Annotated in this window: 17 protein-coding genes; 13 read left to right on the top strand and 4 right to left on the bottom strand. The window is 37.6% G+C overall.

Features of this window, described 5'->3' with window-relative positions; all coding sequences use genetic code 11:
- Positions 1-2: 2 nt before the first annotated feature.
- The 3 genes from GAB14E_RS06880 (at position 3) to GAB14E_RS06890 (ending at position 2,177) form a co-directional block, all read left to right on the top strand.
- Complete coding sequence (locus tag GAB14E_RS06880) at positions 3-356, top strand: hypothetical protein (protein WP_033083309.1); 354 nt, start codon at positions 3-5, stop codon at positions 354-356.
- Between the two features lie 142 nt (positions 357-498).
- Positions 499-1,665 (top strand): agmatine deiminase family protein, encoded by a 1,167-nt coding sequence (locus GAB14E_RS06885; RefSeq protein ID WP_033083308.1) that lies wholly within the window; start codon positions 499-501, stop codon positions 1,663-1,665.
- 71 nt (positions 1,666-1,736) lie between these two features.
- Positions 1,737-2,177, top strand: coding sequence for an acetyltransferase (locus GAB14E_RS06890; protein WP_033083307.1), 441 nt, complete (start codon positions 1,737-1,739; stop codon positions 2,175-2,177).
- A 47-nt stretch (positions 2,178-2,224) separates the two neighbouring features.
- Here GAB14E_RS06890 and GAB14E_RS06895 read toward each other — a convergent pair whose 3' ends face one another.
- Positions 2,225-2,596 (bottom strand): hypothetical protein, encoded by a 372-nt coding sequence (locus tag GAB14E_RS06895; protein WP_033083306.1) that lies wholly within the window; start codon positions 2,594-2,596, stop codon positions 2,225-2,227.
- A 48-nt stretch (positions 2,597-2,644) separates the two neighbouring features.
- Complete coding sequence (locus GAB14E_RS06900) at positions 2,645-3,514, bottom strand: pirin family protein (protein ID WP_033083305.1); 870 nt, start codon at positions 3,512-3,514, stop codon at positions 2,645-2,647.
- 406 nt (positions 3,515-3,920) lie between these two features.
- Between GAB14E_RS06900 and GAB14E_RS06905 the strand changes: the two genes are divergently transcribed.
- The 6 genes from GAB14E_RS06905 to GAB14E_RS06930 all read left to right on the top strand — a co-directional run bounded on the left by GAB14E_RS06905 (position 3,921) and on the right by GAB14E_RS06930 (position 7,926).
- Entirely contained in the window at positions 3,921-4,169 is a 249-nt protein-coding gene (locus GAB14E_RS06905; protein WP_033083304.1) for a DUF3297 family protein, read from the top strand.
- A gap of 260 nt (positions 4,170-4,429) precedes the next feature.
- Positions 4,430-4,810 carry a BlaI/MecI/CopY family transcriptional regulator gene (locus GAB14E_RS06910; RefSeq protein ID WP_033083303.1) on the top strand — a complete coding sequence of 127 codons (381 nt, stop codon included), beginning with the start codon at positions 4,430-4,432 and terminating at the stop codon, positions 4,808-4,810.
- 3 nt (positions 4,811-4,813) lie between these two features.
- Positions 4,814-5,776 carry a M56 family metallopeptidase gene (locus GAB14E_RS06915; RefSeq protein ID WP_033083302.1) on the top strand — a complete coding sequence of 321 codons (963 nt, stop codon included), beginning with the start codon at positions 4,814-4,816 and terminating at the stop codon, positions 5,774-5,776.
- Positions 5,777-6,223: 447 nt separating this feature from the next.
- Positions 6,224-6,922 carry a HupE/UreJ family protein gene (locus tag GAB14E_RS06920; protein ID WP_033083301.1) on the top strand — a complete coding sequence of 233 codons (699 nt, stop codon included), beginning with the start codon at positions 6,224-6,226 and terminating at the stop codon, positions 6,920-6,922.
- A gap of 39 nt (positions 6,923-6,961) precedes the next feature.
- Positions 6,962-7,474 carry a hypothetical protein gene (locus tag GAB14E_RS06925; protein ID WP_033083300.1) on the top strand — a complete coding sequence of 171 codons (513 nt, stop codon included), beginning with the start codon at positions 6,962-6,964 and terminating at the stop codon, positions 7,472-7,474.
- 92 nt (positions 7,475-7,566) lie between these two features.
- Complete coding sequence (locus GAB14E_RS06930; RefSeq protein ID WP_052093859.1) at positions 7,567-7,926, top strand: DUF6488 family protein; 360 nt, start codon at positions 7,567-7,569, stop codon at positions 7,924-7,926.
- Positions 7,927-8,105: 179 nt separating this feature from the next.
- On the opposite strand, the gene GAB14E_RS06935 is transcribed toward GAB14E_RS06930, so the two are convergent.
- Positions 8,106-9,008, bottom strand: coding sequence for a LysR substrate-binding domain-containing protein (locus GAB14E_RS06935; protein ID WP_033083299.1), 903 nt, complete (start codon positions 9,006-9,008; stop codon positions 8,106-8,108).
- Between the two features lie 178 nt (positions 9,009-9,186).
- Here GAB14E_RS06935 and GAB14E_RS06940 point away from each other — a divergent pair, with 178 nt between their 5' ends.
- The 3 genes from GAB14E_RS06940 (at position 9,187) to GAB14E_RS06950 (ending at position 11,491) form a co-directional block, all read left to right on the top strand.
- Complete coding sequence (locus GAB14E_RS06940) at positions 9,187-9,645, top strand: DoxX family protein (protein WP_033083298.1); 459 nt, start codon at positions 9,187-9,189, stop codon at positions 9,643-9,645.
- Between the two features lie 87 nt (positions 9,646-9,732).
- A complete protein-coding gene (locus tag GAB14E_RS06945; RefSeq protein WP_033083297.1) occupies positions 9,733-10,692 on the top strand; it encodes a glutathione S-transferase family protein in 960 nt (319 codons plus the stop codon).
- 67 nt (positions 10,693-10,759) lie between these two features.
- A complete protein-coding gene (locus GAB14E_RS06950; protein ID WP_033083296.1) occupies positions 10,760-11,491 on the top strand; it encodes a pirin family protein in 732 nt (243 codons plus the stop codon).
- Between the two features lie 230 nt (positions 11,492-11,721).
- Here the strand turns inward: GAB14E_RS06950 and GAB14E_RS06955 are convergent, their stop codons facing one another.
- Positions 11,722-12,141, bottom strand: a complete 420-nt coding sequence (locus GAB14E_RS06955; protein WP_033083295.1) for a hypothetical protein — start codon at positions 12,139-12,141, stop codon at positions 11,722-11,724.
- Between the two features lie 338 nt (positions 12,142-12,479).
- Between GAB14E_RS06955 and ggt the strand changes: the two genes are divergently transcribed.
- A complete protein-coding gene (ggt, locus tag GAB14E_RS06960) occupies positions 12,480-14,315 on the top strand; it encodes a gamma-glutamyltransferase (protein WP_033083294.1) in 1,836 nt (611 codons plus the stop codon).
- Positions 14,316-14,327: the final 12 nt, after the last annotated feature.

Below are 14,327 nucleotides of genomic sequence, written 5' to 3'. Positions count from 1 at the left end.
GTATGAATTTGAAAAAATCGTCATGGAAAGTATCTAGCTTTCTATTAGTTATCTTTTTGTTAACCGAACCAGAGCTTATAGCTTTTGCTGTGCTATTGGATGGTATTGGCTTGGAGTTTTTTGTTTTATTATTGGAAGTTCAGGCAATTGCTGTATTTGGTTATTATTTTCAAACTTGGTTTAAGCCAATAGCCAAACCTATTTATAAATTCATTCAAAAACTTGACCCATATTTTTTTATTCCCACTAAATCAGCCGTAGCTCAATATCCAATTGTGTTTGTTCATGCTATTCCTGGGTTTATTCTGTTTTCAGTTGGCTTGTTATTTGTTAAATTTGATTCTATATCGGTGTAGGGTATAGCTAAGAAAATTAACAGGACAAATAACAGTTGTTTTGTCTCCTTCGACGCTTATTTAATCAACAATAACCTGTCCATTATTAGGGCGTTATAAGCAAATAGAGTTCATAACATTTACCAACAATAAGGAAGTTAGTATGCCAAAAGCAATGTCGTCAATTTATGGAGAAATTAAGAGAATGCTCTTAACATATCCATCATCCAACCCTTTACCCAATGATATTACCCTCCAACGATACAAGGGAATATTTGAATCATTAGGCAGTAATATTGAATATATTATACTTGCTGAAAATTCGGCCCATAGCTCCATAAGACAAACCGCAATTAGTAGTGGCTTAGACCCTGACATCAATTTAAAGTTAATTAATGCGCGAACTAATTATCCTGCACATGTAAATAGATTAATTAGACAAATTTCAGGAAATATTTGGGAGTGTGAACTGGAAAGTTCACAGCATTCTATTTGGGCTCAAGATGGGTATTGTTGTTTAAAAGATGATGAAGGTAATTCAATTTTAATTGAACCCTTGGATTTCACTCGCGGTGGAGATAACTTTGTTGCAGAGCAAGTGGCCGCAAGGTCAAATATTCAGGTTGAAGCGACTAAGTATCACATTGAGGGGGGTAATATCCTTGCTGGCGACAATTACGTAATAGTAGGCAGTGATTATTTACATTACAACAAGAAAATAACAGGAGAAACTGAGCAGGAGGTTACGGCTGGTTTTCAAGATCTGTTCGGTGTTGATACCATCATCTGGCTTGGCTTCGATGCGCCAGTAAACTTCCCTATTGATGTATTTCAGGGCACCTACCAACCAATCTTTCATATTGATATGTACATTACATTGGGCGGTAAAGCAGAAAACGGCAAGGAGTTAATTTTTGTTGGTGATGTTAACCTCGCTAAAAGTGTACTTGATCAAGAGTCACCGCTAGTGGAAATTGCGAGTACTTTCGATAAAACTTCAGATTGGTTAGCGGCATACAGTATTAATGGCTTAGAGTTCGAAGTTGTCAGACTACCGCTAGATTTATGGAATGTGACAAACTCTAACGGCACGTTTTTGAGTTATAACAACTGTATCATTGAAGCTTTTGCAGGCATTAAGAATGTATATTTACCTTCATATTCTTCTGTCGCCCCAGGCAGTGTGAATCGGCGTAAACTTGATTCGAAAGTAGCGGCTATTTTTGAAGAACACGGTTTTAATGTAACAATGCTATCGGGCTCTTATGAAGAGTTATGCAAAAATGGCGGTTCCGTACACTGTGTAACTAAAGTGCTGCACAGAGAGTAAGGTAATATCAAGTCAAGCTGCGGATGTTTTGCACCGTTGCTTGACGGGTTATAATTTTTAAAAGGTTTAGTATGAAAATCGATAATGCAGCAAAAGCTGATTATTTAGTGTTAATTGAAATTTGGGAAAAATCTGTGCGAGCAACACATGATTTTTTACCTGAAGAAAATATAAAAGCATTGAAACCTCTTATTTTAGAACACTACTTTGATTCTGTAGACTTAAGAGTAACTAAAAATGATAACAATGATATTGTTGGCTTTATTGGTGTAGCGGAGGGCAATATTGAAATGTTGTTTATCTGCCCTGAACTTCGAAACTGTGGTATTGGTGCTCTTTTATTAAAAAATGCGATTAAACATCAATCAGCGATTAAAGTTGATGTAAATGAGCAAAACCCAGAGGCTATTGGCTTTTATAAACATTTAGGTTTTAAAGTTTTTGCTCGTTCTGAGTTAGATGGTCAAGGCAATGCTTTCCCATTGTTACACATGGCGTTAAGCAAAAGATAACAAGTTTTTTAAACCATAAATAACCGTAATAGATCACTTCATATTTACTATTGCGCTGCAGCTAATGCGGCTTTTAAATGTGTTACTGTCTCTTGTTCAGATAGAGTTTCAACAATCTGAATATTAGCGCCTTGCGTTTGACGTACTAATGCCTTGTATTGTTCCAAACTCCAGCCTCGTGTTTGTTTATTATTGCCAGGAATAGGGTGATTTTCAGCATTAAAGCGACAAGCACCAGGGGCAAAAAATATGACGGACCATGTCTCATTTTTTAACTTATCAATAAATTCTACATCATCACTGGTGGCTACATATTCAGGATTGCCCATTAATGGCGGTAAAGCTTGCGCTGCTTGCTGTGAGGCAACAGGGTCACAACCGCGCGCTAAAATACGTTTGTTTGTATGTTCATTGTTCATATCTTTCTCCAAATGTTTGTTTTTATTAGTTCGTTGTATCCGTTAACGTTAAAATACCCCGGAATCGACATCGGCAAAGGCTTGTTGAATTTGCTCATGGCTGTTCATCACAAAAGGTCCAGCAAAAACACAGGGCTCTTTTAATGGTTTGCCACTAATTAACAGAAACTGACTGTTTTCTTCACCACTTAGAACTATTTCTGGAAGATTTTTTAAAACTGCTGTCTCACCAGCATGCACTACTTTTTCATTTACTTGCACACTACCGGTCATCACAAATATTAGTTGACTGGCATGTTGCTGTTCGAGCGCAATATAACTAGGTTTATCTTTATTATGCTGCTGAGTGACTGTGCCATGTAAAACACGAATGTCAGCAAATGTTTGCACCGGCCCTTTTTCTCCTTGATAGCTGCCAGCAATCAGGCGCAGCTGAATACCGTCTTGTTCAAAGCTGGAAATATTGTTGGCAGAATAATTGCGTACATAAGGTTCGCTCATTTTTTTGTCGGCAGGGTTATTGATCCATAATTGAATTTCATGAAACTCACTGTCATCTTCATCAGCCCAAAAGTCACCGCCATGACGAATGCCTTTGCCTGCATTCATTTGCTGTACTGAGCCATTGGTTAATAAAGGACGTTCAGTAAATACCGTATCCAAGTGATGTAAATTACCTTTAAACATAAAGGTCATGGTTTCAAAACCACGGTGTGGGTGAATGCCTTCTTGGCCACCTAACCTCCAACCTTCCGCCATTTTTGATGGGCCAATATGGTCAAGCATGATAAAGGGATCGGTACCGTTTAAATTGTCCTTTGATTGATAGCCTAATTGCTTGGTTGGAAAGGCACGTTCACCACTAGTTCCGGGTATTAAGCCATCAATACGTTGATTACCTACTTTATATATGTGCATTACTTGTTCCTTTTAAAAACTATAATTATTAAGTTAATCAAGTCACATCTACCTTTGCCATCAATGAAAGTGCGACTTATTCAATACAACAATAATAATTGGAATTCATATCAAGAGTAATAACCTAAAAATAAACTCACTATTTCCATTTAAGAGCTAATTAGACGGTATTTCTAGTTTATAGGGCTGTATTGGAGCTATGTTTGGAGTTTTTGCACATAACGGCTGGTAATCAGCCGCTTTAGAGTGTTTTGCAATGCATGAGTTTTTAAATTACTTGAATGTTCAGTAATCTAGGTATTTTTTAAACCAGACACCGTAGGCTAACATTTATTAGAGCAGCTCTTGAGAGGTCTGCCTATATTGCCTACAATAGCGCACTTTATATTTACTACAGGTCATGAACATGAACGATGCTACCTCAAAACCCGCTTTACCAGATCACCTTTCTGGCAACCCTCGTAGCCCACACCACGTGGAAGAAATTTTCGAACATGATATTGGTATTCGTCTTAACGGCAAAGAACGTTTCGATGTTGAAGAATATTGCATTAGTGAAGGCTGGGTAAAAATTCCATCACCTAAAGCGTTAGACCGTCGCGGACAACCGCTTATGATTAAGCTAAAAGGTGCCGTTGAAGCATTTTATCGTTAAGATGCATCACTGAAAAACCAATAACTTAATGACTGCTAGTAGCAGAAAAATTAAGTTTTGTATTGATAATGCACCTTCTCATCAAGAGAGGGTGCATTTTTTTTGCGTACTCCCAAATACGATCTTCGTTAGTATTTGAAGGCCAAACTTCGGCCAGCGCTCGATGTTAGTGATAATATTTTTAAAACCTATTGACGGTCGGTTTTTGATCTTGTACATTAAACCTATCGGCGGTCGGTTTTAGATTTAAGGTTATATTTATGCAACTTGGTGAAGTAGAGAAATTAGTGTTGCAGTATTTATGGCAACATAAATCTGCAGATGTAAAAGCAGTCTTCAAGCATTTTGAAAAGATCAGAGGCGGCAGTTTAAATACTTACCAAAGCACTTTAGATCGCCTCTATAAAAAAGAATTATTATCTCGTCATAAAGTGACCAACGCTTTTCAATATCAGCCAAAAGTTGAACGATATGAATTGATTGGCCAGTTGATCCGCTCAGTTACTAGCGATTTCGTAACTGACGATAATAGTTTAGTGGCAGCTTTTTCTTCTATGTCAGCAGATTTTAATGAAGAGCAACTCAATAAATTAGAGTCTTTAATTGAAGCCCAACGTATAAAGCTAGCGAAAGGTAATTAATCGATGGTTACAGGTCAATTAGCTGTTTGGTTGAATATAATAACAATTGTTATTCTAGCGTTTGTTATTGCCAACCTCACTGTCTCAGCAATTGTCTCTTTGCTCACGCAAAAATTTATCAGTTTGCAGGTAAAATCCAGAAAAATCGTCTTGTGGCTGTTAGTAATATTACCTTGGCTAACAAGTATATTTGTTGCCTTGGTATTCCTAAATGGCTATACATCCGCCACGATATTTGAAGCAGAATTAGACTATGCTCACTGGCATCATATGAGCGTATTTAGCAGCTTAAGTTGGCATGGTGCAACCCTAATAATAGCCTTAATTTTCACTTTATATATCTTAGTAAAAAAGCTTATTCAGCTAAAACGTCATCATCAAGATTTAGCGCAGCTCACTAGCTTTTCAAAACCTTTAACACGTGGTGTTTTTGAGATTGAACTAGCTGAATCGAGTGCTTTTACCGCGGGTTTTATTGACAAGAAATGTTTTATCACCTCAGGCATGTTAAAGGAAATGACTGACGAAGAAATAGCGGTAATTCTTGGCCATGAAAGAGCACATGCCAAGATGAATGATCCATTAAAGAAGTGGTTATTTAGTATTTTCACGGCTTTTTTTATACCTTCATTAGCGGCTCATCTCAAGCTTCATATGACGCTGGCCATGGAACAAGCTGCCGATAATGCCGTGGTAAATAATGATATAACCTCTACCTTTGTAGCCAGTACATTGGTGAAGGCAGCTCGCCTAAATGCCTTGTATTCACCAGTAAAAAATAATGAGCTGGTGGCTAATTTTGGCGCTGATGTATTAGAGCAGCGGGTTTATTTTTTATTAGGACAATTAAACTTAAAACCAGTTAATAAGATGCTTACCGTTGTTTTAGTTATCTTTATTTTAGCTGTGTGTTTTTCTTCAATTGATGGCGTACATCATTTGATCGAGACAGTGTTAAGCCACTAATATTTGAGCTTTTTTTTAATTGAAAAACCGACCGTCGGTCGGTTTGTAATGACCTACTTATTTTAAATTCTACTTCTTAACTCATATTTTAAATAAAAGGGGGGTAGGCACCATGCCGACTCAATAAAACACAGGTACAAAACCTATCGGCGATAGGTTTATGGCCTTGAGAACACTAAATATTGCCGGATTATGCTTAGTTTCATTGAGATCTTTTGCGTAACAAGCCCTTATTCAACAAGGCGCATGTTAAATGTCGGCATAGATCTGAAGTTCAATAGCCATTAGCAACCATTGTCACCGGAGGAGTTATCTTCTCTACCAACATAACGCTGTTTATTCTGCTCGCTTTATATTGTTTGTTATAGACAATAGATACTAAATAGAGTGCAGTAAATAGCACTTATTCAATTGAAATTAAAGGGTAAATTAATGTTAGGAAAACTTATGTTAGGAAAGTTGAAACTAACCTATTTGCTGTACCCTCTGCTTATCCTTTGTGCGATGGCTTCTGTAGAAGTTTTTGCCCATGGGGTAGACGATAGTACACGCAATTTTCTGCAAAATAATACTGGCGTGCAAATCTTGCCATTTATGTATATTGGCGCAAAACATATGCTCACCGGCTATGACCACTTACTTTTTTTAGTAGGCGTTTTGTTCTTTTTACATCGAGGTAAGGATGTATTGCTTTATGTAAGCATGTTCACCATTGGTCATAGTTTAACGCTAATGACGGGTGTACTTGCCAATATTCAAGTAAATGCTTACTTAATTGACGCTGTTATCGGCCTGTCTGTTATCTATAAAGGTTTTGATAACCTTGGCGGTTTTAAACACTTTTTTGGTACCCAACCTAACCCTAAAAAGGCTGTGCTTATTTTTGGCTTATTTCACGGCTTTGGTTTGGCAACTAAAATTCAAGAATTTCAACTACCAACAGAAGGGCTGGCCACTAATTTACTTGCTTTTAATATTGGTGTTGAACTTGGGCAGTTGCTTGCTTTGATGTTCATTTTGCTCGCGATTAACTATTGGCGTCAATTTTCAAGTTTCAATAAATTCGCTACCACCACCAATACAGCCTTAATGAGCGCAGGTTTTATGCTTGTTGGTATGCAATTAACCGGATACTTTCTTCAATAACTCGAATTAAAGTTAACAAACATTATGAGAACATTATTTATGGAAACAAATCAAAAGAGTCGCTCACTGCTAAAAGCGACAGTTATTTCGTTAGTCATCGCTATTGTTGTGTTAGTGCTATTTATTTTGCCGGCAGAATATAACATTGACCCTACAGGGGTTGGTGAAAAGCTTGGCCTAACAGTATTTAATAACGAAGCCAAACCAGTTGACACTGCAGTATCGAAACAAGGTCAGCAGGACTCAGTGATTTTAATTGTACCAGCGGGCAAGGGCATAGAATATAAACTTGCCATGAAACAGTACAGTAAAGCGACTTACGAGTGGACAACCGAGAGTGGTGAACTTTATGTTGATTTACACGGTGAGCCTAAGGGCGATACCACCGGTTATTTCGAGTCTTATACCATTGCTACTGCCAACGAGATGAAGGGCAGTTTCACCGCACCATTTGAGGGTTCACACGGCTGGTACTGGAAAAATAAATCAAATAAAGATATTCAGGTTCAACTTATTTTTAATGGTGAATATGCCATTGAAGGTCTTAAGTAGTTATCTATTGGAATAATTTATATCAAGTAAGTATGCAATTAAACACTCATTAAATTTCTCAATTAAGCTCTCAATATAAGTAAGGTAAAAATATGAATATAATAAAGAAAATAATACTAATCTCTTCTTTCGCGTTATCGGCGACAGTTTTTGCTCATTCCGATGGGCATGGCAAAATAACAGCTGACAAAGTGTTAGAGGTAGCGCAAACCTCAGCAAAAATGCTGTCTTTTAAAGATCATGGCATGTCCGTGGGAAAAATTGATAAGTCATGGGCTGATGTCACTAAAGAGCAATTTAGCATAGTTGAAGAGGGTGATAGCAATTACATCGTAAAAGCGATGAATAGCAAAACCAACGAAACATTCTATTTCAACATAAGTAAAAAAGGAGAAATTAAAGAGGTTAAAAATACTCTTGCTGCTAAAAGCGGTCACGGTCATTCGCACTAAGGTAAAACTATTGCTGCCTTCTTTGTGATGGGGGCAGCAATAATGCAGTATTTAAAACGGTATATTTTTTATGCTACATTTTCACTGCATCTTTAGCAGCTGATGTGCTAATTAATGCTGCGATTGTGGTTAGCTTTATTATTTTTTCTTATGTAATGGCTCTTTAATTTCAACTAATGCTAGCTTGCTAGTTTCGATAATATATCTTTTAGTTTACTTAAGCCTTTACCTTTATTGGCTATTTTCCAAGCCATATATAGGTCTTGCGGGGCAGGCTGCTCTGTTAATTCAATAATCACTAGCTCGCCAGTTTTTATATAGGGTTGTGCCATATATTTTGGTAAATGCCCAATGCCTATTCCGGCAATAATGGCAGCTATTTTCTGAGTAACAGAGCTAACAAAAAAGTGTTGGCTGCCTTCAATTACATTAACCGACCAAGGAATTTCATTTTGCGAGGAGTCATGCACAATCACACTGCGATACTTTGTTAAGTCGCTCGGTTGCATTACTTGCTTGATTGACTGCTGTTTTGTTAGGGCATGTGACTTAGCTACCACCAAAACGCTTTCTAACTGACCTGCTTTTATTGCACGTATACCTTTTTGATTAGGGATAGGTGCAGGGGCGCCAATCACTAAGTCTACTCTGTCATCAATTAGTGCTTCCCAAGTACCATTCATAACTTCTTCTTGTACATCAATTTCAATATTTTCATGCTCAACTAAAAAGCCTTGTATACCCGTGAAAATAGGTTTGATATCGATAATTGAGTCGCAAGCAATGCGTATCTTAGGTTCCCAGCCATTGGCAATGGTTTGAGTTTGTTCTGACAGTGCATTGATGGCAAACAAGACTTTACGTCCTTCTACTAATAAGTGTTTACCTGCTGGTGTAAGTACCGCGCGTCGCCCTTGTCGCACAAATAGCGTCACATTTAACTGTTCTTCTAATTTTTGCACTATATAAGAAAGCGCTGATGGTACTTTATTTAATTGCTCTGCTGCTGCCGCATAACTGCCACGGTGGTCTATGGCGTCTAATACCAGTAACGCTTCAATGCTAATAGGCGGTGTGTTCATCTGTATTTATCCGAAATATTGTGCAATCTAAAAGTTAGTTTAATTGAAATACTTAACTGTTCAAAAAATTTGAACATATCAAACAAATAGTAGGGGTTATTCAATGAATATTCTACTTATATAATAGCTACATAGTCAATTAACGACATACAGCGAACAACCTAAAAGGCGAAAAATCATGAACATTAAAAACATTACTAACCGCATCACTAAAACTGAACAATCTTTATCGGCGCTACCATTGCGATTAATCGCAGGCATTATTTTTACCGCTCATGGCGCACAAAAACTTTTTGCATGGTTTGGCGGTTATGGTTTAAACGGCACTGGACAATGGCTGGAGTCTATTGGTTTAGCGCCAGGCTACCTAATGGCATTAATGGCCGGCAGCGCTGAGTTTTTTGGCGGTTTATTATTAATTATTGGTTTTCTTACCAGACCAACCAGTTTTGTTTTAGCCATCACCATGCTTGTTGCCATTGTGACTGTGCATATCGATAACGGTTTGTTCATGGCTAACAACGGTTATGAGTTCGGTTTGTCGTTAATAGCCATAACACTTGCGCTATTTATTCAAGGCGGCGGTAAGTACTCAGTTGATGAAAAAATTTATCAAGCGCTAAACAAAGCAGCTTAAGCAGTAAAAGGCACCAAAATTAAATATTTTTTATTACCAGCCAATAGATAAATTATTGGCTTAACTTACAAAATTTAGGAGTTTGTCATGGGATTAATCGTTAACGGTAAATGGGTCGACCAATGGTACGACACAGATGAAAGTAAAGGTGAGTTTGTTCGTCAAGACAGTCGATTTAGAGATCAAATTTCTTCAGTAGAAGGTAGTACATTTACCCCAGAAGCTGGGCGTTATCACCTATATGTTTCACTGGCATGTCCTTGGGCACATAGAACGCTGATATTCCGAAAATTAAAACAACTTGAAGCCGCTATTTCGGTCAGTGTGGTAAAAGCTGAAATGATGGAAAATGGTTGGGAATTTAGTGAATATGGCGAACATGGCGATTCTCTGTATGCGTTAGATTATGCCTACCAGTTATATTTAAAAGCAGATCCAAGCTACGAAGGTCGAGTAACTGTGCCGATTTTATGGGACAAAAAAACCAAGACGATTGTTAATAATGAATCCATTGAAATAATCAGAATGTTTAACTCTGCCTTTAATGAGCTAACGGGCAATAGCGATGATTACTTCCCTGTTGTCCAACGAGAAGAAATTGAAACTGTAAATGCACGTATTTATGACACCATTAATAACGGCGTGTATAAAGCAGGCTTTGCCACTACACAAGCAGCTTACAATGATGCTTACCATAGTTTATTTGATAGTTTAGATTGGTTAGAAGAGCGTTTATCAAAACAGCGTTACCTTGTTGGAGACAATATTACTGAAGCTGATTGGCGCTTATTTACTACGCTTATTCGTTTCGATGCGGTATATCACGGTCATTTTAAGTGTAATCGTCAAAAACTCAGTGAATTTCATCATATTAGTAATTACGTTAATGAGCTTTATCAAGTACCAGGCGTGAAAGAAACCGTTGATTTGGAATATACCAAAACACACTACTACGCCAGTCACGTAACCATTAATCCGACTCAAATTGTACCATTGGGCGCAGAGCAACATTTTGAAGACTTACACGATCGTGATCGTCAATATTAATCACGTTAATATTAATTGAAAATAAGAGTTCAAATGAAGCTTCATAAACTTTGAATAAGGAAATATTATGATTAAACATTATCCCTATAAAAGTCTAGGCAACGCTAACCATGGTTGGCTTAAGTCTAAACATCATTTCAGCTTTGCTCATTATTATAATCCTACCCGCATGGGTTTTGGCAAACTACGTGTAGTTAATGATGATTGGGTTGAGCCAGGAACAGGATTTCCATCTCACCCACATAAAAATATGGAAATTATTAGCTTTATTCGCTCAGGTGCCATTAGCCATCAAGACAGTACGGGCAATAAAGGCATAACTAGAGCGGGTGAGGTGCAAGTGATGAGTGCCGGTACTGGTATCGTACATTCAGAATATAATCGCACTAAAGAGCCGTTAACCTTTTATCAAATTTGGATTGAAACTAATAAACAAAACCTTGTTCCTCGTTGGGAAAGTAAAATGTTCCGTACCAACCCATCGTCAGAACTTACTTTATTGGCATCAGGTTATGATGAAGATAAGGATAAAGCACTGTTTATCAACCAAGAAGCCAGAATATATGGTGGTAAATTAGCAAAGGGCAGCATCATTGAACATGAAATAAAACATCAAGCTTATATTTTAGCCTCCAATGGCATGTTTAAGGTGGAAGATGGCTCAGTAAGCACCAATGGTAATAACTCTGAAAGTGTAACTATGAATAAAGGTGATGCTATGGAAGTTACTCAGTCAAATTCAATTACCTTAAGGGCATCGACAGACTGTGAAATTATCATTATTGATACCATTGAATAGTTGCTCATTGAAATGAGGCGGTAACAGCAAAAGTATTACTTAGTTATGACTAGGTAAGCGTTGTTTTAGCGCTTATCTAGTCATTCTCGGCCAGATTTTTTAAGGGCTTTAGCCAATGAGGTAACAGCTTGTAGATCACATCTGCTGCCCCAGGCACAGATCATAATTCGCTTTGCTGATGCCATTAGCCGTGCTCCCTAATTGATTTAGATTGTATTGTTAAAATGATCTTATGAGTTCTTTAGTTTTTCTAATAAATCATGAATCTCAGCTTTTAATTCTTTATCGACAATTTTATTGCAGCTAATTTTAGCTTGTTCTAAATGCTCTATCGCTTCTACGGTATCACCTAGCTCAACTTGTAAAGCGGCAATTGAATAACCAATAGATGAACGGAAATCTTTAGAGTTAATGGTTTCAGCTTTCACTAACGCTTTTTTATAAATGGTAATAGCTAATGCTAAATCATCGGTAAAGTCAGCAAGGGTTTCCCACTGTACAGGATGATCTTTATCGGTTTTTTCATTTTCTTCACACAGCTGCTGTAATTCTACATAAAAGCCATCGAATCGCTTTTGGTTTTTCTGTTGCACGGCCGCCATTAAGTTGTCAGTGATTATCAGTACTTGTTTATATATTTTGGTATTCATGGTGTGGCCTTGTTAATTAGTGTAGGGAGAAGCAAGCCGTGATTATAGTGCTTTTATCGCAACTAAACAGAAACTTAGTTAGATTGCTCTTAATATTGTTCTGATGTGGCGATGTTGCTTTATTGAGGCGGGTGAAACTAATTGATACGAAGCAGAGATACTTAATTATATCGAAATGTTTTACAATCTTTAAAATCTTAAAAACGTCTGAAAATAAAGACGACCTGAGTTGTAATTCTTATAGTGTTTATGGAATTAGAATGTTTTGCTGCAAGCATGGAAAATGCATGCAACTATTTTCCCTTAGTGAAAGTCTTATATGGAATACAGAGATCATCATGAAAAATAATTTTATTATCAATAAGCGTTTATTTTTAAGTTCTTTTCGCTTAACAAAACAACGATATTTGCTAACAAAATTAACTTGCTGCTTGTTAGCTTTTCTTTCTAGCAATAGTATTGCCAATGCACCGACAGAAGCGCTTAAAAAGGTTGAAACACCACTTTTATGGCAGTTAGTTGATTATTATGATGTAAATCATCCTGTCATAGGCAGAAAAGGCATGGTGGTTAGTCAAAAGCGTATTGCCAGTGAAATTGGTGCAGGTATTTTAGCGCAAGGTGGCAATGCCGTTGATGCCGCTGTCGCCGTTGGTTTCGCATTAACCGTTGTTTTACCGCGAGCGGGCAATTTAGCGGGTGGTGGTTTTATGCTGGTTCATTTGGCTGAACAAGATAAAACCATTGCCATTGATTATCGAGAAACTGCTCCGGCTGCCGCATACAAAGATGTTTTTCTTGATGAACTTGGCCATCCTATAGTGAATAAATCACTGAAAACTTTATCCGCTTCTGGAGTGCCTGGTACAGTGGCAGGTTTGCATTATGCCCTTGAAAATTATGGTTCAATGTCTTGGGCTGAAGTAATAAAACCCGCTGAGAAATTGGCTAGAAATGGCATTGTTGTTGATGACGATATGGCGCGATTTTTTTATAAAGAACAAATGTTTCTTGCCCGAATTCCAGAAACATGTCGAGTGTATTTAAAGGAAAACTGTCAGCCTTATCTAGCGGGTGATATTTTTATCCAAGAAGATCTTGCTAATAGTTTAGTGTATTTACAAAAACAGGGTAAATCTGGCTTTTATCAAGGGGACATAGCCAAAAAATTAGTGGCTGCCATGGAGCAAGGTGACGGCCTTATTACTGCAAAGGACTTAGCTGATTATAAAGTAAAGGAAGAAACGCCTATCCGCGGTACATTTAATGGCTATGAAATTTTAACAATGCCGCCGCCAAGCTCAGGTGGTGTACACCTTATTCAAATGTTGAATATGCTGGAAACCATGGATTTAGAAGGTATTCAGCAAGGCTCTGCGGCCATGATACATCTTCAAACTGAAATTTTTAAACGAGCTTATGCCGACCGAAGCACTTTTTTAGGTGATCCTGCTTTTGTCAAAGTGCCAAGTGATGGCTTAACCAGTAAAAAATACGCTCAAGCTTTAAGTAAAAATATTAACTTAAATAAAATTACCCCTTCAAGTGATATTAAAGCAGGTAAGCCGAGTAAATATGAAAGCCCTGATACCACTCATTTTTCTGTAATGGACGCAGCAGGTAATGTGGTTAGTAATACTTATACGTTAAATCATAATTACGGCAGTGGCATTACTATTCCCGGCACCGGAATTTTACTCAATAACACCATGGATGATTTTTCGGCAAAACCCGGTAGCCCAAATAGTTATGGTTTAATTGGCGGCACAGCAAATGCTATTGCCGCAAACAAACGTCCGCTAAGCTCTATGACACCTACCATAGTATTAAAAGATGGTCAGCCTTATATTGCTACGGGCACACCTGGCGGCAGTAAAATAATCACTGCTGTATTTCAGCAATTAGTTAATGCTTTATATTTCAAAATGAATATCGCAGAGGCCACTTTAGCTCCACGAGTTCATCATCAATGGCAACCTGATATTTTATATGTTGAAAGGAATACTTCAGCAGATACTGTCGATCTTTTAAAAGCTAAGGGTTACACCGTAGAGGTTTCTAGTTCGCTGGGTAGTTTACAAAGTATTATGAGACATAATGGTGTATTTTTAGGTGCAGCCGATCCACGTAGACCAGGTGCTGCAGCTATTGCTGTTGATACCATAGAGCATTAATGAATTACCGAC

Origin of the sequence: Colwellia psychrerythraea (assembly GCF_000764185.1) — a bacterium.
In the GTDB taxonomy this organism is placed as follows: domain Bacteria; phylum Pseudomonadota; class Gammaproteobacteria; order Enterobacterales; family Alteromonadaceae; genus Colwellia; species Colwellia psychrerythraea_B.
The sequence above is the reverse complement of the archived record's forward strand: the minus strand, read 5'-3'. Positions and strand labels throughout refer to the sequence as shown.

Excerpts from the sequence above, each read along its gene's own strand:
- GAB14E_RS06885 (WP_033083308.1), top strand. The coding sequence starts at position 499 with ATGCCAAAAGCAATGTCGTCAATTTATGGAGAAATTAAGAGAATGCTC.
- GAB14E_RS06880 (WP_033083309.1), top strand. The coding sequence starts at position 3 with ATGAATTTGAAAAAATCGTCATGGAAAGTATCTAGCTTTCTATTAGTT.
- GAB14E_RS06900 (WP_033083305.1), bottom strand. The coding sequence starts at position 3,514 with ATGCACATATATAAAGTAGGTAATCAACGTATTGATGGCTTAATACCC.
- GAB14E_RS06935 (WP_033083299.1), bottom strand. The coding sequence starts at position 9,008 with ATGAACACACCGCCTATTAGCATTGAAGCGTTACTGGTATTAGACGCC.
- GAB14E_RS06920 (WP_033083301.1), top strand. The coding sequence starts at position 6,224 with ATGTTAGGAAAGTTGAAACTAACCTATTTGCTGTACCCTCTGCTTATC.
- GAB14E_RS06925 (WP_033083300.1), top strand. The coding sequence starts at position 6,962 with ATGGAAACAAATCAAAAGAGTCGCTCACTGCTAAAAGCGACAGTTATT.
- GAB14E_RS06915 (WP_033083302.1), top strand. The coding sequence starts at position 4,814 with ATGGTTACAGGTCAATTAGCTGTTTGGTTGAATATAATAACAATTGTT.
- GAB14E_RS06905 (WP_033083304.1), top strand. The coding sequence starts at position 3,921 with ATGAACGATGCTACCTCAAAACCCGCTTTACCAGATCACCTTTCTGGC.
- GAB14E_RS06940 (WP_033083298.1), top strand. The coding sequence starts at position 9,187 with ATGAACATTAAAAACATTACTAACCGCATCACTAAAACTGAACAATCT.
- GAB14E_RS06955 (WP_033083295.1), bottom strand. The coding sequence starts at position 12,141 with ATGAATACCAAAATATATAAACAAGTACTGATAATCACTGACAACTTA.
- GAB14E_RS06945 (WP_033083297.1), top strand. The coding sequence starts at position 9,733 with ATGGGATTAATCGTTAACGGTAAATGGGTCGACCAATGGTACGACACA.
- GAB14E_RS06910 (WP_033083303.1), top strand. The coding sequence starts at position 4,430 with ATGCAACTTGGTGAAGTAGAGAAATTAGTGTTGCAGTATTTATGGCAA.
- ggt (WP_033083294.1), top strand. The coding sequence starts at position 12,480 with ATGAAAAATAATTTTATTATCAATAAGCGTTTATTTTTAAGTTCTTTT.
- GAB14E_RS06895 (WP_033083306.1), bottom strand. The coding sequence starts at position 2,596 with ATGAACAATGAACATACAAACAAACGTATTTTAGCGCGCGGTTGTGAC.
- GAB14E_RS06930 (WP_052093859.1), top strand. The coding sequence starts at position 7,567 with ATGAATATAATAAAGAAAATAATACTAATCTCTTCTTTCGCGTTATCG.
- GAB14E_RS06950 (WP_033083296.1), top strand. The coding sequence starts at position 10,760 with ATGATTAAACATTATCCCTATAAAAGTCTAGGCAACGCTAACCATGGT.
- GAB14E_RS06890 (WP_033083307.1), top strand. The coding sequence starts at position 1,737 with ATGAAAATCGATAATGCAGCAAAAGCTGATTATTTAGTGTTAATTGAA.